We start from the raw sequence: 23,901 nt of genomic DNA, 5'->3' as shown, positions 1-23,901 counted from the left end.
GTACCGTGGAAAATACCTCCCGCCGCAGCATCAGCGGACGACTGCACTCTGCCTCGCGCGAACGGCTGCTGCGCACGCTCGAGGCGCAGCACGCGCCCGTGTCCCTCGCCGCGCTCGCGCTGGCCACCGGCCTGCACGAGAACACCGTGCGCGGCCACCTCGATGCGCTCCGCCGTGACGGCTTCGCCACCAGGCGCGCGGCGCCGGCGGCCGGCCGGGGCCGCCCGGCCTGGCTGTGGCAGGCGGCGGAGCCGGAGGCGTCGACGCCGTACGCGCCGCTCGCGAGCGTGCTCGCCGCGACGGTGATGCGCGTCAGCGACGATCCGGTCGCCGAGGCTCGCGAGGCCGGGCGGGCATGGGGGCGCGAGCTCATGGCGGCCCGGGCGGCCGACGAGGATGCGCCGCGCGGCGAGTCGTCCGCGCGGGCAGCCGTCGTCGACCTCATGCGCGAGCAGGGCTTCGCGCCCGATCCGCAGGGCGACGGCACGACGGTGCTGCTGCGCCGCTGCCCGCTGCTCGAGGCCGCGGCGCGGCATCCGGAGGTCGTCTGCGCCGTGCACCTGGGCATGGCCGACGGCGCACTGCAGGCGCTCGGCGCCGAGCGCACCGCGACGGCGCTCGAGCCCTTCAGCGGGCCGAGCGAGTGCACGCTGCGACTGCTGGACGCACGGTGACCGCGCGCCGCGCGCTGCCGCTGCGCGCGCTGTGGATGCTGCCGGCGGCGCTCGCGCTGCTGGCGGGGCTGGACGCCGCGCTGCTACTGCTCGGGCTGCCCGCGCCCGTCACCACCGCGCGGCTGCCGCTCGTGCACGGCGTGGTGCTGGTGCTCGGCTTCGTCGGCACGCTGATCGCCCTCGAGCGCGCGACCGCGTGGGGCCGCCGGATCGGCTTCGCGGCGCCGGCGCTGCTGGGTGCGGGCGCGGTGCTGCTCGTGGTCGACGCCGTGCCGCTGGCGGCGGCGAAGCTGGTCCTGGTCGCCGGCATGGCGGCGTTCACCGCGCTGTACCTGCCGCTGTGGCGCAGGCAGCGCGACGCGGCGCTGCTCACCCAGCTGCTGGCGGCGGCGCTCGGGTGCGCCGCCGCGATCCTCTGGCTGGGCGACCTGCCGGTCACGCGGCTGATGCCGTGGCTGATCGCGTTCGTCGTGCTGACGATCGCCGCCGAGCGCGTCGAGCTCGCCCGCATCACGATGGGCGCGGGTGCCGGCGGACGGCTGCTGCTGGCGGCGTGGGCGACGACGGCGGCGCTGGTGGTCACGCTCATCGACGCCGACGCCGGTGCGCGGCTCCTCGGCGGGGTGCTCGCCGCGCTCACCGTATGGCTCGTGCGGCACGATGTCGCACGACGCACCATCGCGGCGCGCGGCGTCACGCGCTTCATGGCCGCCTGCATGCTGGCGGGCTACGGCTGGCTCGCCGTGGCAGCCGGCGTGCTGCTCTTCGGCCACCCGGTCAGCCAGCCCGCGTACGACGCCGTGCTGCACGCCGTGTTCCTCGGCTTCACGATCTCGATGATCATGGCGCACGCCACGACGATCCTGCCCGCGGTGCTGCGCATCCCGCTCCCCTATCGGGCCGTCATGTGGGCGCCGATGCTGCTGCTGCACGCCGGGCTCGTGCTGCGCATCGGCTTCGGCGATGGCCTGGGCGGGCCGGCCGCTTGGCAGCTCGGCGGCGTGCTCAACATCATGGCGGTGCTGCTGTTCCTGCTCGTCGCCGTCGGCAGCGCGATCGCGGGCCCGGCAGCGCGGGCGCCCGCGCAGGCCGCCGCATCATCCGCAGCCGAGCCGGCCCCAGGCATCCGGATCGGCATTGGTGCAGGCATCGTCACCGGTGCGCGCACCGGCACCAACACGGGCGCTGTGCGATGAGGGCCGCCTCCACCACACGCGGGTTCCAGCCGCTGCGCGATCTGCCGACGGTGCTGTGGCTGCTGCTGCTGGTGCTCGTCACGATCGCGCACCGCGACCTGCCTGCGCCGCGCTGGCTGATGCTGCACGTGCTGCTGCTGGGCGCCGCGACGCACGCCATCCTGGTGTGGAGCCAGTACTTCTCGTTCGCGCTGCTGCGATCCAAGCAGTCGAGCAGCGACCGGTCCCGTCAGACCTGGCGGCTGGCGCTGTCGAACGCCGGCGCGGCGCTCGTCGTCATCGGGGTGCCGCTGGGCGTCTGGCCGGTCACGGTCGCCGGCGCCGCGCTGCTCATCGCCGCCGTCGCCTGGCATGCCGCGAGTCTCGTCAGCCGACTGCGCGGGGCGCTCGCTGGCCGCTTCGGCCGCACGGTGCGCTACTACGTGGCCGCGGCGGCGTTCCTGATCGTCGGCGCGAGCCTGGGCACCTGGCTGGCCGGCGGCTTCGGCGCCGACCGCGAGCGGCTGGTGCTCGCGCACGCGCTCATCAACCTGCTCGGCTGGGTCGGGCTCACGGTCACCGGCACGCTCGTGACGCTCTGGCCGACGATGCTGCGCACGCGCGCCGACGAGCAGGCCGGGCCCTCCGCCGCTCGCGCACTGCCCGTGCTCGCCGTCGCGGCGGCCGTCGCGACGGCCGGTGCCGCACTCGGCGCGAGCGGCGTGCTCGCGCTCGGCCTGCTCGGCTACGCGGCGGGGCTCGTGCTCATCGCGATCGGCATGGTGCGGGCCGCCCGCTCGGCGCCGCCGCGCAGCTTCGCAGCCGGCTCGGCGGGCATGGCGGTGCTCTGGGGCGTCGGCACGCTGCTCGCGCTGGCCGGCACGGCGCTCCACGCCTGGTCGACCGGCGCCGACTTCGTCGCCGTGCGAGCGGCGATGGATGCCGTGGTGCCGTACGCCGCAGCCGGCTTCGTCGCGCAGGTGCTCATCGGCGCACTCAGCTATCTGGTGCCGGTGGTGCTCGGCGGCGGACCGACGCCGGTGCGCACCGGCACGCGGGCGCTCGATCGCGGCGGCGCGCTGCGGATCGCGACCGCCAACGTCGCGCTGGTGGTCTGCGCGCTGCCGGTGAGCAGCCTCATGCGGGTGATCGCGTCCATGCTGTACCTGATCGCGGTGGGGTCGTTCCTGCCGCTGCTGGTGATCGCGATGCGGGCGCAGCGGCGCGCCAAGCAGGCGCAGGCCGCGGGCGCGGGCGCTGCGCCGGTCGCGGGCGCCGCCTCGGTCGCGGGCGCTGCGCAGCCTGCGGCCGCGCGGCGGCGCGGACCCATCGCACCGGAGGGCGAGCGACCGGCCGGGCAGCGCTCCGGTCAGGCCGTCGCCGGGCTGCTGGCGGTCGTGCTCGCGGTCGTGATCGCGGCGGCCGTGCAGCCGCAGGACCTCGGTCTCACCGCTCCCCCGGCGGGTGCGGCGGCGGCAGCACAGCCCACCGCCGAATCCGCACCCGTGCAGACCGTCGAGGTGAGCGCCGCCGACATGCGCTTCACCCCCAGCCGCATCGAGGTGCCGGCGGGCACCCGGCTGGTGATCGAGCTCACGAACGCGGATGCCGAGATCGAGCACGACCTGGTGCTCGACACCGGCGTGCGCTCACCGCGACTGGCACCGGGCGAGCACGCGAGCATCGATGCTGGCATCGTGACCGCCGGCGCCGAGGGCTGGTGCTCCGTGATCGGCCACCGGCAGATGGGCATGACGCTCGCGATCGTCGTCACCGGCGAGCCCGGTGGCGCCACGGCGCCCGACGCGGCCCACCATCACTCGGCGGCCGGCGCCGGTGACGGCGGCGACGCATCCGCTGCCGGTGACGGCCACGACGCATCCGACGCCGTCTACGACCCGATGGCCGAACCGGGCGCAGGCTTCACCGCCCGCGACGCCGCGCTGCCGCCGCTGCCGCCGCCGGCCGACGGGCCCGTCACGCACCGGGAGACGCTCACCGTGACCGAGCAGGTGGTCGAGGTCGCGCCGGGGGTGCGGCAGACGCTGTGGACCTTCGACGGCGCCGTACCGGGCACCGCTCCGGGCCCGACGCTGCACGGCCGGGTCGGCGACCGCTTCGAGATCACACTCGTCAACGACGGCACCATCGGTCACTCGATCGACTTCCACGCCGGGGCGCTGGCGCCCGACGAGCCGATGCGCACCATCGGGCCCGGCGAGGCGCTGACCTACGCGTTCACCGCCGAGCGGGCCGGCATCTGGATGTACCACTGCGCGACGATGCCCATGAGCGCGCACATCGCCAACGGCATGTTCGGCGCCGTCGTGATCGAGCCGGAAGGCCTGCCCGAGGTGGATCGCAGCTACGTGCTCGTGCAGTCGGAGCTCTACCTCGGACCGCAGGACGGCGAGGTCGACGTCGCGCAGCTGGCGACCGGCCAGCCCGACATCGTGGCGTTCAACGGCTACGCCCGCCAGTACGAGCACGCACCGCTGGCCGCCCGGGTCGGCGAGCGCGTGCGGGTGTGGCTGCTGGATGCCGGAGTCGCCCGGCCGTCGAGCTTCCACGTCGTGGGCGGGCAGTTCGACACCACCTGGGCCGAGGGCGACTACCTGCTCGACGCGCGCGAGGGCGGCGACGGCGGCGCGCAGGCGCTCGCCCTGCAGCCGGCGCAGGGCGGCTTCGTCGAGCTCGTCTTCCCGGAGGCGGGCCACTACCCGTTCCTGAGCCACGTGATGATCGACGCGGATCGGGGGGCGCAGGGGGTCTTCGAGGTGGCGCAGTAGCGCGGCGGTGGCGTCGCGCCGGCCAGGACGCGCCGGTCAGAAGCCGACGGGCTCGATGCCCCAGTGGCCGATCCAGCGCTCGCCCGGCTCGAGCCAGACGAGGCCCGTGCCGCTGTTGAGCGCGTTCGCGGGCGCGCTCATCGGCTCGACCGCCGCCGCGTGCTTCGGGCCTGCCGCGGCCGGGAAGCTGCTGGGGGTGAAGACCACCGCGAAGGGGTAGGCCGAGTCCTGCCACAGCTCCGCCCCGCGGCCACCCGCGTCGAGGAGCGACGAGGTGGCCACCCCGCCGACGAACTCCAGCCCCGCATAGTTCGCGTCGATGTCGAGCTCCGCCAGGCGGCGGCCGCCGCGCAGGTCGGGCGCCGACGCATCCATCGCATCCACCAGGGTCTCCTCGGTGGGGATGAGCCCCTCCGCGTTGAACACCCGGGCGGCGGGCACCGTGAGCGTCAGCTCGCCCGGTGCGGTGTCGCCGACGGCGAGGTACGGATGCGCGCCGCACGCCCACGGCGCGCGCTCGGTGCCGACGTTGGTCGCCTCGTGCGTCACCAGCAGGCCGTCGTCGGTGAGCTCGTACGCGATCGTGGTGTCGAGCAGGAACGGCCAGCCGGTCTGCGGATGGATGGTCGCCGCCAGCACCACCTTCGACTCGGTGTGCTCGAGCAGCCGGTAGGGCGCGAAGCGCAGCAGGCCGTGGCTGGCGTTGCCCTTGTCGCGCTCGGTGATGGCGAGCTGCTGCGTCGTGCCCTCGTGCCGCCAGTCGCCGCCGGCGACTCGGCCGCCCCAGGGGGCGAGCACGATGCCCTGCGCCTTCGCGGGGCGGGCGTGCTCGGGGAACGGCTCGACCAGGTCGACGCCGTCGAAGACCAGCTCGCGCAGCCCCGCCGCGACCTCCGTCACGACGGCGCGCAGCTGCCGGCCGTCGACGCTGCGGGCGATGATGAACTGCTCTCCGGTGGGCGGTCGCATGCCGCGAGCCTACCGATGCGCCGCTGGCTGAGCGCCACCCGCCGAGCACTCCCCCAGCGTTGGCTGAAGCGGGCCGAGTGCGCGGGGCGCGCGCCGGACGGGCGCGTACGCTCGCTCCTTGGCGCGCCTCGCCAGCACTGAACCGGAAGGCCCGATGAGCATGACTGACGCACCCGCATTGGCGATCACTGGCGCCACCGGAGCGGTCGGGCGGCTCACCTCGGAGGAGCTCGCACGAGGCGGCACTCCCCTGCGCCTGCTGGCCCGCGCGCCCGAGCGTGCGCCCCAGCTGCCCGACGCGGTCGTCATGCAGAGCTCGTACGGCGACCGCGATCAGGCTGCGCTCGAAGGCGTGTCGACGCTGCTGATGGTCTCGGCCGGCGAGGAGGAGGGGTGGCTGCAGCAGCAGCTCGACTTCGTGGCGGCGGCGGCCGCGGCGGGTGTCGAGCACATCGTCTACACCTCCTTCCAGACGGCGGCCACCGATGCTGTCTTCACCTACGCCCGCGACCACTTCGCGACCGAGGAGGCGATCCGCGCCAGCGGCATGGCCTGGACGATGCTGCGCGACAGCTTCTACCTCGACTTCCTGGCGCTGCTGCCGGATGCCGACGGCCTCCTCCGGGCGCCCGCGGGCCAGGGGCGGGTCGCGGCGGTCGCCAAGCTCGACGTCGCACGCTCCGCGGCCGCCGTGCTGCGCGACCCGGCAGCGCACGCGGGCCGCATCTACGACATGACCGGGCCGGAGGCGCTCTCGTTCGCCGAGATCGTCGAGACCCTGTCGGCGGCCGCAGGACGACGCATCCGCTACCTCGACGAGACGGTCGAGGAGGCCCGTCGCTCGCGCGCGCACTTCAACGCGCCCGGGTGGCAGATCGAGGGCTGGATCACGACCTACACCGCCATCGCCGAGGGCCGGTTCGCGCGCGTCAGCGGCGACGTCGAGCTGCTCACCGGCAGCAGGCCGATCAGCCTGCGCGAGCTGCTGGTGCATTGAGCCGACCGACCCGCTGCGGGCAGCTGGCGCGGGTGCCCCCACTGGGGTTCGAACCCAGACTTGGCGGATTTTAAGTCCGCTGCCTCTGCCAGTTGGGCTACGGGGGCCGGGCGCGCGCCCGCCCCTACGCTACGCCGACTCGGCCGCCAGCACGGCCGCGAAGCGCTGCGGCAGCAGCACATTGGCCGGCGCGCCGCGGAACAGCGGCGCGATCTGGCCCGGTGTGTGGCCGGCGATGCCGCAGCCGATCTCGGTGACGAGGAACTCGAGCTCGGGGTGCCCGGCGGCGAACGCGAGCAGCTCGGTCACCTCGCGCTCGATGGTGCCGAGCCCGCTCATCGTGTCGACGCCGTACGACTGCCCCTGCAGACCGCTGCCCTGCCCCCAGACCGCACCGAAGCGCTCGTGCGCGGTGCGGGCGGCGCCGGCGGCGTGCATCCCCTCGGCGTTCGAGCCGAAGACGAACACCTGGTGCGGCTCGAGCGACTCGATGCGGGCAGGGGCGACCATGCACCCATGGTGCACCCGCAGCGCTCGCGCGACCAGCCGCATCCGCCCCACCCCCGCCCTTCGGCGTACGCTGGCGCCATGACTGTCCACGACCGCGCCACGATCATCCCGCTGCCCGACCGCGTGCCGCACCTGCCGAAGTCGGCGCTGGTGATGCCGGGCGCCGTCATCGCAGGGCAGGTCTCGCTCGGCGAGCGCGTCGGCATCTGGCCCGGCGCCTCCATCCGCGCCGAGGAGGAGCCCGTCGTGATCGGCGACGACTCGAACGTGCAGGACTCCTGCTCGCTGCACGTCGACCACGGCTCGCCGCTCACGATCGGCGCGCGCGTCTCGATCGGCCACAACGCCGTCGTGCACGGCTGCACCGTCGAGGACGACGTGCTGATCGGCATGCACGCGACGGTCATGAACGGCGCGGTCATCGGCACCGGCTCGATCATCGCCGCCGGCGCGCTCGTCACCGAGGGCACCGTCATCCCCGAGCACTCGCTCGTCGCGGGCGTGCCCGGCAAGGTGCGGCGCGAGACCACCGAGGACGAGCGGCGCGGCATCGAGCGCAACGCCGAGACCTACGCGAAGCGCATCGAGGTCTACGTCGAGGCCATCGGGCACTGACGCCGCCCGAAGGCCCTGGCGGGCCAGGCGGGCGGATGCGTAGGCTCGGCCCCACGGGGAGGAGACCGAGATGGCGATCCAACGGACGGGCACCGTCACCGAGCACGGCGAGATGTGCGAGCTGACGCTCGAGCGCAAGGTGGGAGCCGACGCCATCGCGGTGTGGCCGTTCCTGTCGGAGTCGCGCGAGCTGGGCATCTGGTTCGCGAACTACGTCGGCGAGCCCGACTCGGGCGAGGTGGTGCTGTCGATGACCGCCGAGGACGGGGAGTCGACGAGCGCCGTCGAGATCCTCGAGTGCACGCCGCCCGAGCACCTGATCGTGCAGACCACCGACGACTCGGGCAGCTGGAGCCTCGAGGTCGAGCTCGTCGACGGCGGGCACGAGCCCGGCTCCGGCACGCTCATCCGCTTCTCGCACCACGAGCTGCCGCTGTCGATGCTGCCCGACGTGGGCGCCGGCTGGGAGTGGTACCTCGACCGGCTGGTCGCCGCGATCGCCGGCGAGCCGATGCCCGCGTGGGACGACTACTACCCGGCGCTGCGCGACGCGTACGCCGGCTGACGCATCCGTCGCATCCGGGTCAGCGCGAGCGCACCCGGTGCTCGGCCATCTGCACCACGTTGTCGAGCAGCATGACGCGCGTCATCGGGCCCACACCGCCGGGCACGGGCGAGACCCACGCCGCGACATCCTTCACGCCCGGGTCGACATCGCCGAGCAGCTTCACCTTGCCGGTCTCGGCCGAGAGGCCGCGCGTGATGCCCACATCGAGCACCGCGGCGCCGGGCTTGACCCAGTCGGCCTTGATCAGCCCCGGCACGCCCACGGCGGCCACGACGATGTCGGCCTCCCGCACCTGGGCGGCGAGCTCGGGCGTGCGCGAGTGGCACAGCGTCACCGTCGCGTCGATGCCCTTGCGGGTCAGCAGCAGGCCGAGCGGACGGCCGACCGTGAGGCCGCGGCCGACGATGGCGACCGTCGAGCCTGCGATCTCGATGTCGTGCCGGCGCAGCATCTGCACGATGCCCGCAGGCGTGCACGGCAGCGGCGAGTCGATCGGGCCGTCGACGCCCAGCACCAGCCGGCCGAGGTTGGTCGGGTGCAGGCCGTCGGCATCCTTGTCGGGATCCATCAGCTCCAGCATCGCCTTCTCGTCGTGTCCGTCGGGCAGCGGCAGCTGGATGATGTAGCCGGTCACCTCGCGCGCCGAGTTGAGGTCGGCGATCGCCTTCCGCACGTCGGCGGTCGAGGCGCCCGTGGGCAGGTCGACGCGGATCGACTCGATGCCCACCTCGGCGCAGTCGCGGTGCTTGCCCTTCACGTAGGACTGGCTGCCCGGGTCGTCCCCGACCAGCAGCGTGCCGAGGCCCGGCGTCATGCCCTTCGACGCGAGCGCATCCACCCGCTCCTTCAGCTCTGCCTTGATGGCGGATGCGGTGGCGTTGCCGTCGAGGAGCCGTGCGGTCATCGGTGGTCGCCGCCCTGGCTGACGGAGGAGCCGAGGTCGTGCACCGCCGTCGGCTGGCCGGAGGGGCCCACGCCCGGGTAGAGCGGGAAGGCGTCGGCGAGCTTCGCCACGCGGGCGCGCAGCGGCTCGGGGTCGGCGCCCGGCAGCAGCGCGAGCGCGATGACGTCGGCCACCTCGGTGAACTCCTCGTCGCCGAAGCCGCGGGTCGCGAGCGCGGGCGTGCCGATGCGCAGGCCGCTCGTGACCATCGGCGGGCGCGGGTCGTTGGGCACCGCGTTGCGGTTGACGGTGATGCGGATCTCGTGCAGGAGATCCTCCGCCTGCTTGCCGTCGATGGCGGCGTCGCGCAGGTCGACCAGGACCAGGTGCACGTCGGTGCCGTTCGAGCGCACCGTGATGCCCGCATCCGCCACGTCCTGCTGCATGAGCCGCTCGGCGAGGATGTGCGCGCCGCGCAGGGTGCGCTCCTGGCGCTCCTTGAACTCGTCGCTCGCGGCGAGCTTGAACGCGGTGGCCTTCGCGGCGATCACGTGCATCAGCGGGCCGCCCTGCTGGCCCGGGAAGACGCCCGAGTTGATCTTCTTGGCGATGTCGGCGTCGTTCGTGAGGATGAAGCCCGAGCGGGGGCCACCGATGGTCTTGTGCACGGTCGAGGAGACCACGTGCGCGTGCGGCACCGGGTTGGGGTGCAGGCCCGCGGCGACGAGGCCGGCGAAGTGCGCCATGTCGACCCACAGCAGCGCGCCCACCTCGTCGGCGATCGCGCGGAAGGCGGCGAAGTCGAGCTGGCGCGGGTAGGCCGACCAGCCGGCGACGATCACCTTGGGCTTGTGCTCGAGCGCGAGGCGGCGCACCTCCTCCATGTCGACCTGGCTGGTGGTCTCGTCGACGCCGTAGGCGACGATGTCGTACAGGCGGCCGGAGAAGTTGATCTTCATGCCGTGCGTGAGGTGGCCGCCGTGGTCGAGCGAGAGGCCCAGCACGGTGTCGCCGGGGCGCGCGATCGCGTGCAGCACGGCGGCGTTCGCGGTGGCGCCCGAGTGGGGCTGCACGTTGGCGAACTCGGCGCCGAAGAGCGCCTTCGCGCGGTCGATCGCCAGCTGCTCGGCGACGTCGACGTACTCGCAGCCGCCGTAGTAGCGGCGACCCGGGTAGCCCTCGGCGTACTTGTTGGTGAGCACGCTGCCGGCGGATTCGAGCACCGCGACGGGCACGAAGTTCTCGCTGGCGATCATCTCGAGGTAGTCGCGCTGGCGGTTCAGCTCCTGCTGCAGGACCTCGGCGATCTCAGGGTCGACCTCGCTGAGCGGCGAGTTGAACGTGCTGGGCAGGCGGTCGGTCACGGGTGCTCCTTCGCTGTGCGCTCGCGCGCGTCGCTGGCTGGTGTGCTGCGGCCCAGGCGCGCGGCCCATGGCGTTCACCACAGATCGGCCGCTCCCCGGTGGTGCTCCACCAATGCGCCAGTCACGGCCGCACTCATCGTATCCCGCGTGCGCCACCGCGCGCGGGTGGACCCCTTCTGGATCGCGAGGTGCGCGGCGCCGGGGCGATCCCATACGACAACCACAGGTCGCGCGCGCAGACTCGTGAGCACATCTCAGATCTCCAGGAGGATCCCATGAACGTCATCGATCTCACCGGCAAGGTCGCCATCATCACCGGTGGCGGCAGTGGCATCGGCAAGGCAACGTGCGAGCTCTTCGCGAGCCTGGGCGCGACGGTCGTCGTGAGCGACATCGCCGAGACCGCGCACGAGACCGTCGCGAGCATCGAGGCCGGCGGCGGCACCGCATCCGCCGTGGTGGGCGACATCGGCGACGCCGCCGTCGCCGACTCGATCGTCTCGGCAGCCGTCGAGCGCCACGGGAAGCTCGACGTGCTGGTGAACAACGCCGGCATCATGGATCGCTTCGCCGGCGCCGCGACCACCGAGGACGACATCTGGCGGCGCATCATGCGCGTCAACCTCGACGGCCCGTTCTTCCTCACGCGCGCGGCGCTGCGGGCGATGCTGCCGGCCGGCGGCGGCTCGATCGTGAACGTCGCGAGCGCAGCGGGCATCCGCGGTGCGGCGGCCGGCGCGGCCTACACCGCCTCGAAGCACGCGGTCGTCGGCCTCACCCGCAATACGGCATACACGTACGCGAAGCGGGGCATCCGCGCGAACGCGGTGGCGCCGGGCGGCGTCGAGACGAACGTGATGACCGAGGACATCCAGCAGCACATCGACCAGGAGTCGATGGCGGCCATCACTCCCGTGCACCAGTCGGCGCAGCGTGTGGCCCAGCCGATCGAGCAGGCGAACCTGATCGCGTTCCTCGCCTCCGATGCGGCGAGCAACGTCAACGGCGCGATCATCCCGAACGACGGCGGCTGGTTCGCGGGCTGAGCGCCGCGCGGCTCGCCGGACGGGCGTCTGGCGCGAGCGCATCGCGTTCGCAAGTGGACCTGTTCTGGATCGCAGGTCCCGTCCTGGCGGGTCCCCTGATCCCGCAGAGGTCCACGTGGCGAGGGCGGTCCGCCCGGAGGGGTCCGTGGAGCGGCGAAGGGGTCCGCGGACGGCGAAGGGGCCGGAATCGCGAGATCCCGGCCCCTTCCGCAGCTGCCGCGGCCGCTAGATGAGGTGGTCGGTGAGGTGGTTGGGCGTGCCGAAGCGGTGCGCCGTGATCGCGACCGCCTGCTCGCGCAGGAACGGCAGCAGCTCCACGCGGCCCGCCTCCGTCACCGGGTGCGACACGATCGCGAGGTCGGGGCGGCCCTCGACCGCCTCCGCCAGCGCGCGCACGCCCTCGGCGACCGTCGCCTCGGCGGCCAGGTAGCGGATGCGTCCCTGCGGCAGGCGCGTCGCCGCACGCGCGAAGCCGGCGTCGTCCTGCACCTCCACCGGAACCCCGGCCGCCGCGAGCGCCGCGCGCACCGCGGGCGCGGGCTCGATCGCGGTCGACACGTGCACGTCTGCGCCGGCGCGGAGCGCGGCAGCCACGGTGCGGGCGAGCTGCACGAGCCGTGCGCCCTCGGCCAGCCGGATGACGACGTTCGGCATCGGCAGGTGGCGCAGGATGTCGCGCTCGGCGAGCAGCTGCTGCACATCGCGGGCGACACCCAGCTCGCCGGCCCACACGTGCTGGTCGGAGCCGGCCGCGCGGCGGAGCGCGTCGGCCTCGGCGCGCGTGACGGAGGAGTCCGTCGTGGCCGAGCTCGACGCATCCGCCGTCGCCTCGGTCGTCGACCTCGCGGTCGCACCCGTCGTCGCCACCGACGCGACCGCGTCGACGAGCGTCTGCACCGCGTGCAGCTCGATCGGCGCCGTCTCGCGCGCCTCGGCCGAGACCCAGTCGACCAGCGGCATCAGGTAGCTCGGGCCGCCGGCCTTGGTGGTTGGGCCGACGACCGAGCGCTTCCAGCCGCCGAAGGGCTGGCGCTGCACGATCGCGCCGGTGATGCCGCGGTTGACGTAGAGGTTGCCGGCCTGGATGGTGCCCAGCCACTGCCCGATCTCGGCGGGGTCAAGCGAGTGGATGCCCGAGGTGAGCCCGTAGTCGACCTCGTTGACGAGCGCGATGGCCTCCTCGAGGGTGTCGACGCGCATGATGCCGAGGATCGGGCCGAAGTACTCGGTCAGGTGGTACTCGCTGCCGCGCTGCACGCCGGCGCGCAGGCCGGGCGACCAGAGCTTGCCCGTCTCGTCGAGCCGCTCGGGCTTGACGATCCACGACTCGCCCTCACCCAGCTTGGTGAGGCCGTCGAGCAGCTTGCCCTCTGCGGGTGCGACGATCGGCCCCATCTGGCTCGTCGCGTGCCACGGGTAGCCGGTCTCGAGCGAGCGCACGCCGTCGACGATCTGGTTGTGCAGGCGCTTCGACGTGCCGGCCTGCCCGACCAGGATGGCGAGCGAGGCCGCCGAGCACTTCTGGCCGGCGTGGCCGAAGGCGCTCGCCACGATGTCCTTCGCGGCGAGGTCGAAGTCGGCAGAGGGCATCACGATGATGGCGTTCTTGCCGCTCGTCTCGGCCAGCAGGTTGAGGTCGGGGCGGATGCGCCGGAAGGCCTGGGCGGTCTCGAAGCCGCCGGTGAGGATGACGCGGTCGACGCGCGGGTCGCCGATCAGCTGGTCGCCGAGCGAGCGCTCGCCCAGCTGCACGAGCTGCAGCACGTCCTTCGGCACGCCGGCCGCCCAGAGCGCCTCGACCATCGTCGCACCGGTGCGCGCGGTGGCGCGGGCGGGCTTGATGATGACGGATGCGCCGCTCGCGAGCGCCGCGAGCGTCGAGCCTGCGGGGATGGCGATGGGGAAGTTCCACGGCGGGGTGACGGCGATCAGCCGCGAGGGCACCGCGACGGCGCCGTCGACGCGGTCGAGGTCGCGGGCGCGCTCTGCGTAGTAGTGGGCGAAGTCGATCGCCTCGCTCACCTCTGGGTCGGACTGGTCGAGGGTCTTGCCGGCCTCGCTGGCCGCGACCTCCATCAGCTCGCCGCGGCGAAGTTCGAGCTCGACGCCTGCGCGGTGCAGGATCTCGGCGCGCTCGTCGCCCGAGAGCGAGCGCCAGGAGTCGTTCGCGGCGATGCCGGTCTCGATGACCGCCTCCAGCGCCTCGGCGTCGCGCAGCGTGGCCGCCTCGACGGCGTCGACGCCCAGGCGCGAGTCCTTCGCGCGCTCGCGGATGCCGGCCGCCCATGCCTGGTTGGCGGGCAGCGAGGGGTCGGTGTCGGGAGCGTTGCGGAACCCCTCCTCTGTGGCCGGCACCACCGCATCCGCCCTGTTCTGCACCCGGTGGCTGGCGGGCGCCGCGGCGGCGAGGCCGGAGAGCGAGGCGAGGAAGCGATCCTTCTCACGCTCGAACAGCGCCTGTGAGGTCGCCAGCTCGAACACGGCCGACATGAAGTTCTCGCGGCTCGCGCCCTCCTCGAGGCGGCGGATCAGGTAGGCGATCGCGACGTCGAACTCGTTCGGGTGCACGACCGGCGTGTAGAGCAGCAGGCCGCCCACGTCGCGGCGCACCACCTCGGCCTGGCCCTGCGCCATGCCCAGCAGCATCTCGAACTCGACCCCGCGTGTGACGCCGCGCTGCTTGCCCAGCAGCCAGGCGAAGGCGACGTCGAAGAGGTTGTGGCCGGCGACGCCGAGCTCGACGTTGGCGATGCGCTCGGGCGTGAGCGCCCAGGTCAGCACGCGCTTGTAGTGCGTGTCGCTGTCCTGCTTCGTGTGCCAGGTGGCGAGCGGCCAGTCGTGGATCGAGGCCTCGACGCGCTCCATCGGCAGGTTCGCGCCCTTCACCAGGCGCACCTTGACGTTGCCGCCGCCGTTCGCGACGCGCTCGGCCGCCCACGCCTGCAGGCGCTGCATGGCCGGCAGCGCGTCGGGCAGGTAGGCCTGCAGCACGATGCCGCCGCGGTACTGCTCGAGGCCGGGCTCGGCGAGGATCCGCATGAAGACCGCCATGGTCATCTCGAGGTCCTTGTACTCCTCCATGTCGAGGTTGATGAAGGTGCCGGTCTCGGCCGCGCGGCGGTAGAGGGGCAGCAGCCGCTCGACCACGTGCTCGACGTGCGCGTCGAAGGCCCACGGCTGGTGGGGCGCGGTGGTGGCCGAGACCTTGATCGAGACGTAGTCGACGTCGTCGCGCTCGATGAGCGCCATCTTGCCGTCGATGCGGCGCTTCGCCTCACGGCCGCCGAGCACGTACTCACCGAGCAGGTTGACGTTCAGGCGGGCACCGGTGGCGCGGATGCGCTTGATCGCGGCGCCGAGGCGGGCGTCGGTCGCGTCGATGATGAGGTGGCCGACCATCTCGCGCAGCACCCGGCGCGCGATCGGCACCACGATGTGCGGGGCGAGCGGGGCGACGCCGCCGCCGAGCTTGAGCGCCTGGCGCATCGGCCAGGGCAGGAACGCGGGCGCGTCGCCGGCGATCTCGCGCAGCGTGCGGGCGGCCACGTGCACATCCTCGGGGCGCACGACGCCGTCGACGAAGGCGACCGCGAAGTCGAGGCCCTTGGGGTCGTTCAGCACCCCGGCGAGCTGCTCGGCGCTCGCGTCGGCGGGAATCTGCGCTGCGGCCTCGAGCCATGTGCGCACCTGCGCGACGATCTCGGGAGCGAGCGCCTGCAGCGCCTCCAGCTCGGTGTCCTTCTCGGTGGCGGCTGCGCCCATGCTGCTGCCCTCTCTCGCCGTGCCGCGGGCGTGCCCGCGTGGGTGTGGTGCGCGCCGACATGCGCGTCGCGGCCAGTTTGCCCGCAACCATCGTTCAGGTACAGTGACGGTTCACGATGAATATGCATCACGTTGAGTGATGCTTTGGCTGCTGGTCTGCGGGAGGCCGACGATGCTCGAGGTTCGACGGCTCCGGCTGCTGCGCGAGCTGCGGCTGCGCGGCACGATCGCGGCGGTCGCCGCGGCCCTCGCCTACGCGCCGAGTGCCGTCTCGCAGCAGCTCAGCGCGCTCGAGCGCGAGGTCGGCGTGCCCCTCACCCACAAGCAGGGTCGCCGACTGGCGCTGACCCCGCAGGGCGAGCTGCTCGCCCAGCATGCCGAGCGGGTGCTGGACGAGCTGGAGACCGCCGAGCGCGCGGTCGCGGCATCACTCGGCCGCCCCATCGGCACGGTGCGCATCGCGGTGTTCCAGTCGGCGGCGCTCTCGCTCGTGCCCGGCATGCTGCGCATCCTCGCCGACACCGCCCCCGAGCTGCGGATCGAGATGGTGCAGCGCGAGCCCGAGACCGCGCTCTACGACACCCACGTGGGCGACTTCGACCTGGTGGTCGCCGAGCAATACCCGGGCCACGCGGCGCCGCAGCATCTGGGGCTCGACCGCGAGGTGCTGATGACGGATGCGCTGCGGCTGGCCGTGCCGCCCGGCAGCGACATCCGCACCCTCGCCGATGCAGCATCCCACCCCTGGGTGATGGAGCCGGCCGGCGCGGCCTCGCGCCACTTCGGCGAGCAGCAGTGCCGGGTGGCCGGCTTCGAGCCCGATGTGCGCTTCGCGACCGCCGACCTGCAGGCGCAGATGCGGCTGATCGAGACCGGCCACGCGGTCGGGATCATGAATGACCTCACCGGGGTCGGCACCGAGGTGCGATTCCGCGCACTGCCGCTGCCGGGCGCGCCCAGGCGCGAGATCTTCACCGCCGCGCGCGCTGCCTCCAGCGGCTCGCCCGCGATCGCCGCGGTGCGCGAGGCGCTGCGCGGCGCGGTGCCCGCCGACGTCGCCCCCGACTGATCGCTCCCCCGCGCGCTGCCGCAGGCCCACCTCGCAGGCGAGGCTCGGTAGCGTGGGAGCACGCACCCGAAGGAGACCCGTGGGCCTGTTCACCCGGAAGCACCCGATCGTGGTCGCCGAGCCACCCGTCCGTGCGCCCTTGTCACTGTGGGCCGACACGTTCGGCCGCCTCGCGACCCGCGCGCTGCAGACCATCCTGGTGCTCGTCGTGGTCGTCGGTGCGATCTTCGCGATGACGCAGCTGACGGTCGTCATCATCCCCGTCATGCTCGCGCTGATCCTCGCCTCCGCCTTCTCCCCCGTGATGCGGTGGATGCGACGCAAGGGCGTGCCGGCCGTGCTCGCGACGATCATCGCCCTGCTGGCGATCGTCCTCGTGCTCGGCGGCGTGGTGTGGCTCATCGTCAACGCGGTGCGAGACCAGATCGGCGAGCTCATCGAGCAGGCGAACGCGGGTTTCGACCGGGTCGTGGAATGGGTCGCGACGCTGCCGTTCGCCCCCACGGACGACCAGCTCATCGGCGCACGCGACGCCCTGGTCGACTTCCTCACCAGCGCGCAGTTCGGCTCCGGTGCGCTGGCGGGCGTGAGCGCCGCCGCGAGCTTCGCCACCGGGCTCGTGCTGATGATCGTCGTGCTGTTCTTCTTCCTCAAGGACGGCCCGCGCATCTGGGAGTTCCTGCTGCGCCCCTTCGAGGGGGAGGCATACGCGCGCGGCAAGCGCATCGGTGGCAAGACCGTCGAAACGCTCGGCGGCTACGTGCGCGGCACCGCCATCGTCGCAGCCGTCGACGCCGTGGGCATCGGCCTCGTGCTCTGGATCCTGCAGGTGCCGCTCGCGCTGCCGCTCGCTGTGCTCGTCTTCCTGCTCGCCTTCATCCCGATGGTCGGCGCCACGCTCGCCGGGGCGCTCGCGACGCTCGTCGCGCTCGTCGCCAACGACCTGCCCACTGCGCTGATCGTGCTGGGCGGGGTCATCGTCGTGAACCAGCTCGAGGGCAACTTCCTGCAGCCGGTGGTCATGGGCCGCTCGCTCAAGCTGCACGCCCTCGTCATCCTCATCGCCCTCACCATCGGCACCGTGCTCGCCGGCATCGTGGGCGCGGTGCTCTCGGTGCCGATCGCCGCGGTGGCGTGGGGCATCACGCAGGTGTGGGATGGCGACGATCAGCCCGCGCGCGCGTTCCGGCAGAAGCGGCCGGAGCTCGCCTGACGGATGCGCCCGACCGGATGCGGCCGGGCCGCCGCTCAGGCGGTGCGCGAGCGGCGCACGCTGCTGATCGCCACCAGCAGGAGGCTCACCGCGATGCCGGTGAAGAGCACCCAGGGCAACGATCCCGGTCCCCAGCTGTCGAAGGCGATCGCGCCCAGCAGCGCACCGGCACCGATGCCGGTGTTGAAGCCGGTCGTGTACCAGGCCATGGCCGGCTGCAGCAGCCGCTCGGGCGCGGCCTCGAGCAGCCGCGTCTGCAGCAGCGGCGGCAGCGCCCCCATCGCGAGGCCCCACACCAGGATGGCCGCGAAGGTCAGCGGCAGCACGGTCGAGAGCGCGAGCACCACCATCGTCAGCAGCATCACGATCATGCAGGCGACGACACCGGCGAGCGGGCGACCGCCGAGCCAGATGGTCAGCGCCAGCACCGCGATCGCGCCCATCACGCCGTAGGCCAGCAGCGCCGGGCTCAGCCACTCCTCCGGCAGCTGCGCGTGCTGCACCAGGAACGGCGCGATGAACGTATAGAAGGCGTACTGCCCGGTCATCGCCAGCGTGGTCGAGATGATCGCGACGACCATGCCGCTCATCGACACCCGCGAGCCCTCGACCGGCAGTGCCAGCGACCCGGTCTCGGTCGTCGCGACATCCTTCAGGTGGTCGACGGGCGGCAGCACCTTCCAGACCGCGAGCGCCGCGAACAGGCAGGCGATGCCGAACACCGCGAACGCCCAGCGCCAGCCGACGGCCTGGCCGAGCAGCGTCGAGACCGGCAGGCCCAGCACGAAGGCGAGCGAGCCGCCGGCGCTCGTGATGGCGACCGCGCGCCCCAGCTGCTCGGGCGGCACCAGGTAGGCGGCGTAGGCGCCCACGACCGTCCAGAAGACGCCGTGGGCGAGGCCGCCGATGATGCGCATCGCCACGATCCACTCGTAGGTCGGCACGATCGCGGTCGCGAGACAGGAGGCGGTGAAGACCAGCAGCACGCTGATCACCAGCAGGTGCCGCGGCACGCGGCGGGTGAGGCGGATGAGCGTGGTCGAGGAGGCGACGACGGTGAAGGCGAACACCGACACGAGCAGGCCGATCGCGCTCTCGGTGACGCCCAGGTCGCGACTCATCGGCAGCACCAGGCCCATCGGCAGCATCTCGACCGAGATGTTGACGAAGATGGTCAGCGCCAGCACGAGCAGCGCCGCCATCGGGAAGGGCCGTGCCTGCCGCTGCCCGGTCGCCGTCTGCTCACTCACGGCGTTGAGCCTACGCCGAGTCCACGGTCAGGCTCGCTCGATACTGTCGCCGCATGCTCACCTCCGCCGAGGTCGTCGATCTCCGCTTCTCCCCCGCCGGCCTCTTCCGGGCCGGCTACGCCGCCGACGCCGTCGATGACTGGCTCGACCACGTCATCCGCACCCTTCGTGCATATGAGGGAGACGCCGAGGGCGCCGTCGAGCTGCTCGCCGAGGATGTGCACGAGGCGACCCTGCCGACCGGGCGCGGCCGCGACGCCTACGCGACCGAGGAGGTCGACGACGCGATCGACCGCATCGCCACCGCCCTCGCCGAGCACGAGCGGGCGGCCTGACCCGGCCTAGACTCGATCGGGTGAGCAACCACTGGATCCTGTCGTTCGTCTGCGACGACCGGCCGGGCATCGTGCACGCCATCTCGGGCGCGATCGTCGAGTGCGGCGGCAACATCACCGAGTCGCAGCAGTTCTCCTCCGCCGACACCGACCGCTTCTTCATGCGGCTGCAGGTGCAGGCCGAGGCGGAGCGGGCCGACTTCGAGGCTCGGCTGGCGCCCGTCGTCGAGCGCTACGGCATGCAGTGGCAGCTCGACGATGTCGGCCGCCCGCTCAAGACCCTGGTGCTGGTGTCGAAGGCGGCGCACTGCCTGAACGACATGCTCTTCCGCCAGCGCGCCGGCCAGCTCTCGGTCGACATCCCGCTGGTGATGTCGAACCACGCGGAGCTCGGCTCGCTCGCCGCCTTCTACGACGTGCCCTTCGAGCACGCCCCGGTGACGGATGCGTCCACGAAGGCCGCGTTCGAGGCCCGCGTGCTCGAGGTGGTCGAGGCCGAGGGCATCGAGCTGGTGGTGCTCGCCCGCTACATGCAGATCCTCTCGCCCGAGCTGTGCAACGCGCTCGAGGGTCGGCTGATCAACATCCATCACTCCTTCCTGCCCGGCTTCAAGGGCGCCAACCCCTACCGGCAGGCGCACGCCCGCGGCGTCAAGCTCATCGGCGCCACCGCCCACTTCGTCACCAGCGACCTCGACGAGGGCCCGATCATCGAGCAGAACGTCGAGCGCGTCGAGCACACGCAGACCCCCGCGCAGCTCGTCGCGATCGGGCAGGACGTCGAGTCGCGCACGCTCTCGCGCGCGGTGCAGTGGTTCGCCGAGGACCGCGTGCTGCTCGACGGGCAGCGCACCATCATCTTCCGCTGACGCAACCGCTGCGCACCGGCTCTCGTTCCGCGCGGCTTCATCGCGCGTTCACATCAGGCTCTCGCCAATGCCACTGCAGCGGGCTAGGTTGATCCCACCCCTTGCCCCCGACGGAGTGGACCCATGCACGCACGCACACTGCTCGGCACCGGAACGGTCGCCGCGCTCGCCCTGACAGGCCTCGTCGCCACCCCCGCGATGGCCGCCGATCATCCGGTCATCAACGAGTTCTCGGTGAACACCACCGGCAGCACCGATGTCGAGTACATCGAGATCCACGCAACACCAGGCACGGATCTGAGCGGCTACTCGCTGCTCGAGATCGAGGGCGACGAGGGCGCATTCCTCGGCTTCGTCGACGGTGTGTGGACCGCACCCGTGCTCGATGCGAACGGCATCGGCCTACTCTCGCTGGCTCCCGGCGACCTCGAGAACGGCTCGGTCTCCCTGCTGCTCGTGCGGGGCTCGGCATCCCTCGGCACCGACATCGACGTCGGTGACGACGGCGCCATCGACATCGGCGTGGCGTTCGAGCTCGTCGACGCGGTGGCCGTGCACGACGGCGGCACCGGCGACCTCACCTACGGCACCACGCTCGGCGTTGCCTACGACGGCGCCGAGTTCGCTCCGGGCGGCGCGAGCCGCGTGCCTGACGGCAGGGACATGGATGCGGCCACGGACTGGGTGCGTAACCACTTCAACGGATTGGGCATCGACGGCTACACCGGCCCCGCCACGGTCGGCCAGGCGTTGAACACACCCGGCGCAGCCAACGAGGTGTTCGCCGACGAGGAGCAGCCGCCGGTCGAGCAGGAGTGCGTCACCGAGGGCATCACGCCGATCGGCACCGTGCAGGGCGAGGGCGACGCGACCACGATCACGACGCCGGTCACCGTCGAGGGCGTCGTCACCGGCGACTTCCAGGTCGGCGGCTTCGACGGCGTCTCGCTGCAGGACGCGGGCGACGACAACCCCGCGACGAGCGACGGCATCTTCATCTACGCGCCGAACGCGCCCGAGCTCGTCGCCGGCGACCTCGTACAGGTCACGGGCACCCCGTCCGAGTACTTCGGCATGACGCAGATCGCGAACGGCGCCGTGCTCGACTGCGGCGATGCCGCGCTCCCCGCGGCCGTCGAGCTGACCCTGCCCGTCGACGATCACGAGTCGCTCGAGAACATGCTCGTCACGCTGCCGCAGTCGCTCTCGATCCTCGAATACTTCAACTACGGCCGCTACGGCCAGGTGGTCGTGGGCACCGAGCGCCAGATGCAGCCCACCGCGGTCGCGGCGCCCGGCTCTGCCGAGGCCGCAGCCGTGCGCGAGGCCAACGCAGCGAACCGCATCACGATCGACGACGCGCGCTCGTTCCAGAACCCCGACCCGGCAATCCACCCCGGCAATCTCGAGGAGTTCACGCTCGCGAATCTCTTCCGCGGCGGCGACACGATCACCGGCATCACGGGCGTGCTCGACTGGCGCTTCGACACGTGGGCGATCCAGCCGACCGCGGCTGGCACCTACCAGGCCGTGAACCAGCGAACGGCTGCGCCCGAGATCGACGGCTCGAGCCTCGAGGTCGCAGCGTTCAACGTGCTGAACTACTTCACGACGCTCGGCGACCGCGGTGCGGTCACGGCGGAGGAGTTCGACCGCCAGGAGGCGAAGATCGTCGCCGCGATCAACGAGCTCGACTCGGCGATTGTCGGCCTGCTCGAGATCGAGAACAACGACGGGGTCGCGCTCGACACGCTCGTCGCAGCGCTCAACGCCGCCGCGGGCATGCAGCAGTGGGCCGGCATCGACACCGGCATGCTCGGCACCGACGCGATCACGACCGCGCTGATCTACCAGCCGGCGCTCGTCGCGCCGGAGGGCCCGCACGCGGTGCTCGACGCGAGCGTCGACCCCCGCTTCGACGACTCGAAGAACCGCCCCGCGCTCGCGCAGACGTTCCGCGACCTCGCGAGCGACACCACGCTCACCATCTCCGTCAACCACCTGAAGTCCAAGGGCTCCGCGTGCGAGGGCGACACCGGTGAGCCCGAGCAGGGCAACTGCAACACGGTGCGCACCGCGGCGGCAGCGGCGCTGTCCGACTGGCTCGCGGCGAACCCGACGGGCATCGAGGCGGACGGCTCGCTCATCATCGGCGACCTCAACTCGTACGACCACGAGGACCCGATCACCACGCTCGAGGGCGCCGGCTGGACGGATCTGCTGGAGCAGTTCCAGGGCGAGGACGCCTACACCTACGTCTTCGACGGCCAGCTCGGCTACCTCGACTACGGCATCGCCGACGCCGGTGCGCTGCCGTTCGTCGTCGGCGCTGCCGCCTGGCACGCGAACGCCGACGAGGCGAGCCTGATCGACTACACGATGGAGTTCAAGCGGGATGCGCAGGACGCCCTGTTCGCACCGGACTCGTACCGCGCGAGCGATCACGACGCCGTCGTGATCGGGCTCTCGTTCGACACGGACGAGCCGGGTGCTGGCCACCCGGGCTTCGGCGACGACCACCCGGTCTTCGGCGACGCGCACCCGGGCCGCGGCTTCGGCAGCGGACACCCGGTCTTCGGCGACAACCCTCCCGGCAACGGGCACGGGCCGCGCGCCTGGTGACCAAGGCCGTGCGGCATCGAGCGCTCGCTCGATGCCGCATAGGCTGACGGCGTGACTCCGCCCAGCCTGCTGCTGACCGCAGGCGGTGCGCTCCTCGAAGGCGTGCTGGTGCCGGATGCGTGGCTGCAGTCCGAGGGCGGCGTCATCACCGCGCTCGGCCAGGGAGCGCCGCCGCGCAGCCCCGATCTGGCGCTGCCCGATGCCACGCTGGCACCCGGCTTCGTCGACCTGCACTGCCACGGCGCCCTCGGCTCGGCCTTCGACGACGACGAGCCCGACTGGGCTGCCATCGCCGCCTTCCGCTCGGCGCACGGCGCGACGCGGCAGGCGGTCTCGCTCGTCACCGCGCCGCTCGAGCAGCTGCTGCCCCGCGTCGCCGCCGCGGCCGCCGCGTGCGCCGCCGACGGAGCACTGCTCGGCGTGCACCTCGAGGGCCCGTTCCTGGCCGACAGCCACCGCGGCGCCCACGACCCGGCGGCGCTGCAGGCACCGACGCCGGAGTCGGTCGAGCGACTGCTCGAGGCCGGCGACGGCCGGCTGCTGCAGGTCACCGTCGCGCCCGAGCTGCCCGACGCGCTCGACGCCATCGGCAGCTTCACCGACGCGGGAGTGCTGGTCGCCGTCGGCCACACCGGCGCCGACGCCGACACGGTGCGCGCCGCCTTCGACGCGGGCGCGACGCTGCTCACCCACGCCTGCAACGGCATGCCGCCCATGCACCACCGCTCCCCAGGGCCCCTCGCCGCCGCGCTGCTCGATGCGCGCGTCACCCTCGAGGCGATCGCCGATGGCGAGCACGTCGCGCCCGAGATGCTCGCGCTGCTGCTGCAGGCGGCGCCCGGCCGCATCGCGCTCGTCACCGACGCGATGGCCGCTGCCGGCATGGCCGACGGCGACTCCCGCATCGGCTCCCTCGACGTGCGCGTCGAGCAGGGGCTGCCCAGGCTCGCGGGCAGCGGCGCGATCGCCGGCTCGACGCTCACGCTCGATCGCGCGATCCGGGTGCTGGTCGCCGCCGGCGTCCCGCTCGAGACCGCCCTCGATGCGGCGACGCGTGCACCGGCGGATGCCCTGGGTCGCGACGACCTCGGCACGCTCCGCGTGGGTGCACGGGCAGACCTGGTCGCGCTGGATGCGCGGCTCGAGCCGGTCGGCGTCTGGCACGACGGCGTGCGGCACTGACGCACTGAC

General features: G+C 72.8%; 19 protein-coding genes, 1 tRNA gene and 1 riboswitch. Of the genes, 13 read left to right on the top strand and 7 right to left on the bottom strand.

Annotated features, from left to right (window positions below; translation table 11 throughout):
• Positions 1 to 5: 5 nt before the first annotated feature.
• Genes J1M46_RS14340 through J1M46_RS14330 form a run of 3 tightly spaced genes read left to right on the top strand, consistent with a single transcriptional unit; the run spans position 6 to position 4,638 of the window.
• Positions 6 to 674 (top strand): helix-turn-helix transcriptional regulator, encoded by a 669-nt coding sequence (locus tag J1M46_RS14340; protein ID WP_206448400.1) that lies wholly within the window; start codon positions 6 to 8, stop codon positions 672 to 674.
• Positions 671 to 1,870, top strand: a complete 1,200-nt coding sequence (locus J1M46_RS14335; RefSeq protein ID WP_206448399.1) for a hypothetical protein — start codon at positions 671 to 673, stop codon at positions 1,868 to 1,870. The genes J1M46_RS14340 and J1M46_RS14335 overlap by 4 nt, the downstream gene beginning before the upstream one ends.
• Positions 1,867 to 4,638 carry a multicopper oxidase domain-containing protein gene (locus J1M46_RS14330; RefSeq protein WP_206448398.1) on the top strand — a complete coding sequence of 924 codons (2,772 nt, stop codon included), beginning with the start codon at positions 1,867 to 1,869 and terminating at the stop codon, positions 4,636 to 4,638. The genes J1M46_RS14335 and J1M46_RS14330 overlap by 4 nt, the downstream gene beginning before the upstream one ends.
• Before the next feature lie 36 nt (positions 4,639 to 4,674).
• Here J1M46_RS14330 and J1M46_RS14325 read toward each other — a convergent pair whose 3' ends face one another.
• Positions 4,675 to 5,607 (bottom strand): aldose 1-epimerase family protein, encoded by a 933-nt coding sequence (locus J1M46_RS14325; RefSeq protein ID WP_206448397.1) that lies wholly within the window; start codon positions 5,605 to 5,607, stop codon positions 4,675 to 4,677.
• A gap of 160 nt (positions 5,608 to 5,767) precedes the next feature.
• Here J1M46_RS14325 and J1M46_RS14320 point away from each other — a divergent pair, with 160 nt between their 5' ends.
• Positions 5,768 to 6,604, top strand: a complete 837-nt coding sequence (locus J1M46_RS14320; protein WP_206448396.1) for an SDR family oxidoreductase — start codon at positions 5,768 to 5,770, stop codon at positions 6,602 to 6,604.
• A 33-nt stretch (positions 6,605 to 6,637) separates the two neighbouring features.
• Here the strand turns inward: J1M46_RS14320 and J1M46_RS14315 are convergent.
• Positions 6,638 to 6,711: transfer RNA gene (locus J1M46_RS14315), tRNA-Leu, on the bottom strand.
• Positions 6,712 to 6,733: 22 nt separating this feature from the next.
• Positions 6,734 to 7,114 (bottom strand): A1S_2505 family phage non-structural protein, encoded by a 381-nt coding sequence (locus J1M46_RS14310; RefSeq protein ID WP_206448395.1) that lies wholly within the window; start codon positions 7,112 to 7,114, stop codon positions 6,734 to 6,736.
• 78 nt (positions 7,115 to 7,192) lie between these two features.
• Between J1M46_RS14310 and J1M46_RS14305 the strand changes: the two genes are divergently transcribed.
• Positions 7,193 to 7,729, top strand: a complete 537-nt coding sequence (locus J1M46_RS14305; protein WP_206448394.1) for a gamma carbonic anhydrase family protein — start codon at positions 7,193 to 7,195, stop codon at positions 7,727 to 7,729.
• Positions 7,730 to 7,799: 70 nt separating this feature from the next.
• The gene (locus tag J1M46_RS14300; protein WP_206448393.1) at positions 7,800 to 8,294 is read left to right on the top strand and encodes an SRPBCC domain-containing protein; all 495 of its coding nucleotides are present in this window, start codon (positions 7,800 to 7,802) and stop codon (positions 8,292 to 8,294) included.
• A gap of 19 nt (positions 8,295 to 8,313) precedes the next feature.
• Here J1M46_RS14300 and J1M46_RS14295 read toward each other — a convergent pair whose 3' ends face one another.
• Positions 8,314 to 9,201, bottom strand: coding sequence for a bifunctional methylenetetrahydrofolate dehydrogenase/methenyltetrahydrofolate cyclohydrolase (locus J1M46_RS14295; protein WP_206448392.1), 888 nt, complete (start codon positions 9,199 to 9,201; stop codon positions 8,314 to 8,316).
• Positions 9,198 to 10,544, bottom strand: coding sequence for a serine hydroxymethyltransferase (gene glyA / locus J1M46_RS14290; RefSeq protein WP_342384397.1), 1,347 nt, complete (start codon positions 10,542 to 10,544; stop codon positions 9,198 to 9,200). The genes J1M46_RS14295 and glyA overlap by 4 nt, the downstream gene beginning before the upstream one ends.
• A gap of 43 nt (positions 10,545 to 10,587) precedes the next feature.
• A riboswitch (ZMP/ZTP riboswitch) is annotated at positions 10,588 to 10,679 on the bottom strand.
• A gap of 140 nt (positions 10,680 to 10,819) precedes the next feature.
• Here glyA and J1M46_RS14285 point away from each other — a divergent pair.
• The gene (locus tag J1M46_RS14285; protein ID WP_206448390.1) at positions 10,820 to 11,590 is read left to right on the top strand and encodes an SDR family NAD(P)-dependent oxidoreductase; all 771 of its coding nucleotides are present in this window, start codon (positions 10,820 to 10,822) and stop codon (positions 11,588 to 11,590) included.
• Positions 11,591 to 11,815: 225 nt separating this feature from the next.
• Here J1M46_RS14285 and J1M46_RS14280 read toward each other — a convergent pair whose 3' ends face one another.
• Positions 11,816 to 15,352 carry a bifunctional proline dehydrogenase/L-glutamate gamma-semialdehyde dehydrogenase gene (locus tag J1M46_RS14280; RefSeq protein WP_206448389.1) on the bottom strand — a complete coding sequence of 1,179 codons (3,537 nt, stop codon included), beginning with the start codon at positions 15,350 to 15,352 and terminating at the stop codon, positions 11,816 to 11,818.
• A 172-nt stretch (positions 15,353 to 15,524) separates the two neighbouring features.
• On the opposite strand from J1M46_RS14280, the gene J1M46_RS14275 reads away from it, so the two are divergent.
• Together J1M46_RS14275 and J1M46_RS14270 are read left to right on the top strand one after the other, a co-directional pair.
• Positions 15,525 to 16,421, top strand: coding sequence for a LysR substrate-binding domain-containing protein (locus J1M46_RS14275; protein WP_206448388.1), 897 nt, complete (start codon positions 15,525 to 15,527; stop codon positions 16,419 to 16,421).
• Positions 16,422 to 16,500: 79 nt separating this feature from the next.
• Positions 16,501 to 17,634 carry an AI-2E family transporter gene (locus tag J1M46_RS14270; RefSeq protein WP_206448387.1) on the top strand — a complete coding sequence of 378 codons (1,134 nt, stop codon included), beginning with the start codon at positions 16,501 to 16,503 and terminating at the stop codon, positions 17,632 to 17,634.
• Positions 17,635 to 17,669: 35 nt separating this feature from the next.
• Here the strand turns inward: J1M46_RS14270 and J1M46_RS14265 are convergent, their stop codons facing one another.
• A complete protein-coding gene (locus J1M46_RS14265) occupies positions 17,670 to 18,884 on the bottom strand; it encodes an MFS transporter (RefSeq protein WP_206448386.1) in 1,215 nt (404 codons plus the stop codon).
• Between the two features lie 53 nt (positions 18,885 to 18,937).
• Between J1M46_RS14265 and J1M46_RS14260 the strand changes: the two genes are divergently transcribed.
• From J1M46_RS14260 to J1M46_RS14245, 4 genes are all read left to right on the top strand, one after another.
• Positions 18,938 to 19,219: a DivIVA domain-containing protein gene (locus J1M46_RS14260; RefSeq protein ID WP_206448385.1), complete on the top strand. Its 282-nt coding sequence runs from the start codon at positions 18,938 to 18,940 to the stop codon at positions 19,217 to 19,219.
• Between the two features lie 20 nt (positions 19,220 to 19,239).
• The gene (gene purU / locus J1M46_RS14255; protein ID WP_342384396.1) at positions 19,240 to 20,088 is read left to right on the top strand and encodes a formyltetrahydrofolate deformylase; all 849 of its coding nucleotides are present in this window, start codon (positions 19,240 to 19,242) and stop codon (positions 20,086 to 20,088) included.
• A 123-nt stretch (positions 20,089 to 20,211) separates the two neighbouring features.
• A complete protein-coding gene (locus J1M46_RS14250) occupies positions 20,212 to 22,710 on the top strand; it encodes an ExeM/NucH family extracellular endonuclease (RefSeq protein WP_206448384.1) in 2,499 nt (832 codons plus the stop codon).
• 51 nt (positions 22,711 to 22,761) lie between these two features.
• Positions 22,762 to 23,892, top strand: a complete 1,131-nt coding sequence (locus J1M46_RS14245) for an N-acetylglucosamine-6-phosphate deacetylase (RefSeq protein WP_342384395.1) — start codon at positions 22,762 to 22,764, stop codon at positions 23,890 to 23,892.
• The last annotated feature ends 9 nt before the right edge of the window (positions 23,893 to 23,901 follow it).

The organism is Agrococcus sp. KRD186, from assembly GCF_017168255.1.
Taxonomy (GTDB): Bacteria; Actinomycetota; Actinomycetes; order Actinomycetales; family Microbacteriaceae; genus Agrococcus.
The sequence above is the reverse complement of the archived record's forward strand: the minus strand, read 5'-3'. Positions and strand labels throughout refer to the sequence as shown.

Coding starts and splice junctions, on each gene's coding strand:
- J1M46_RS14280 (WP_206448389.1), bottom strand. CDS start 15,352: ATGGGCGCAGCCGCCACCGAGAAGGACACCGAGCTGGAGGCGCTGCAG.
- J1M46_RS14325 (WP_206448397.1), bottom strand. CDS start 5,607: ATGCGACCGCCCACCGGAGAGCAGTTCATCATCGCCCGCAGCGTCGAC.
- J1M46_RS14320 (WP_206448396.1), top strand. CDS start 5,768: ATGACTGACGCACCCGCATTGGCGATCACTGGCGCCACCGGAGCGGTC.
- J1M46_RS14300 (WP_206448393.1), top strand. CDS start 7,800: ATGGCGATCCAACGGACGGGCACCGTCACCGAGCACGGCGAGATGTGC.
- J1M46_RS14250 (WP_206448384.1), top strand. CDS start 20,212: ATGCACGCACGCACACTGCTCGGCACCGGAACGGTCGCCGCGCTCGCC.
- J1M46_RS14305 (WP_206448394.1), top strand. CDS start 7,193: ATGACTGTCCACGACCGCGCCACGATCATCCCGCTGCCCGACCGCGTG.
- J1M46_RS14285 (WP_206448390.1), top strand. CDS start 10,820: ATGAACGTCATCGATCTCACCGGCAAGGTCGCCATCATCACCGGTGGC.
- J1M46_RS14275 (WP_206448388.1), top strand. CDS start 15,525: ATGCTCGAGGTTCGACGGCTCCGGCTGCTGCGCGAGCTGCGGCTGCGC.
- J1M46_RS14260 (WP_206448385.1), top strand. CDS start 18,938: ATGCTCACCTCCGCCGAGGTCGTCGATCTCCGCTTCTCCCCCGCCGGC.
- J1M46_RS14295 (WP_206448392.1), bottom strand. CDS start 9,201: ATGACCGCACGGCTCCTCGACGGCAACGCCACCGCATCCGCCATCAAG.
- J1M46_RS14330 (WP_206448398.1), top strand. CDS start 1,867: ATGAGGGCCGCCTCCACCACACGCGGGTTCCAGCCGCTGCGCGATCTG.
- J1M46_RS14310 (WP_206448395.1), bottom strand. CDS start 7,114: ATGGTCGCCCCTGCCCGCATCGAGTCGCTCGAGCCGCACCAGGTGTTC.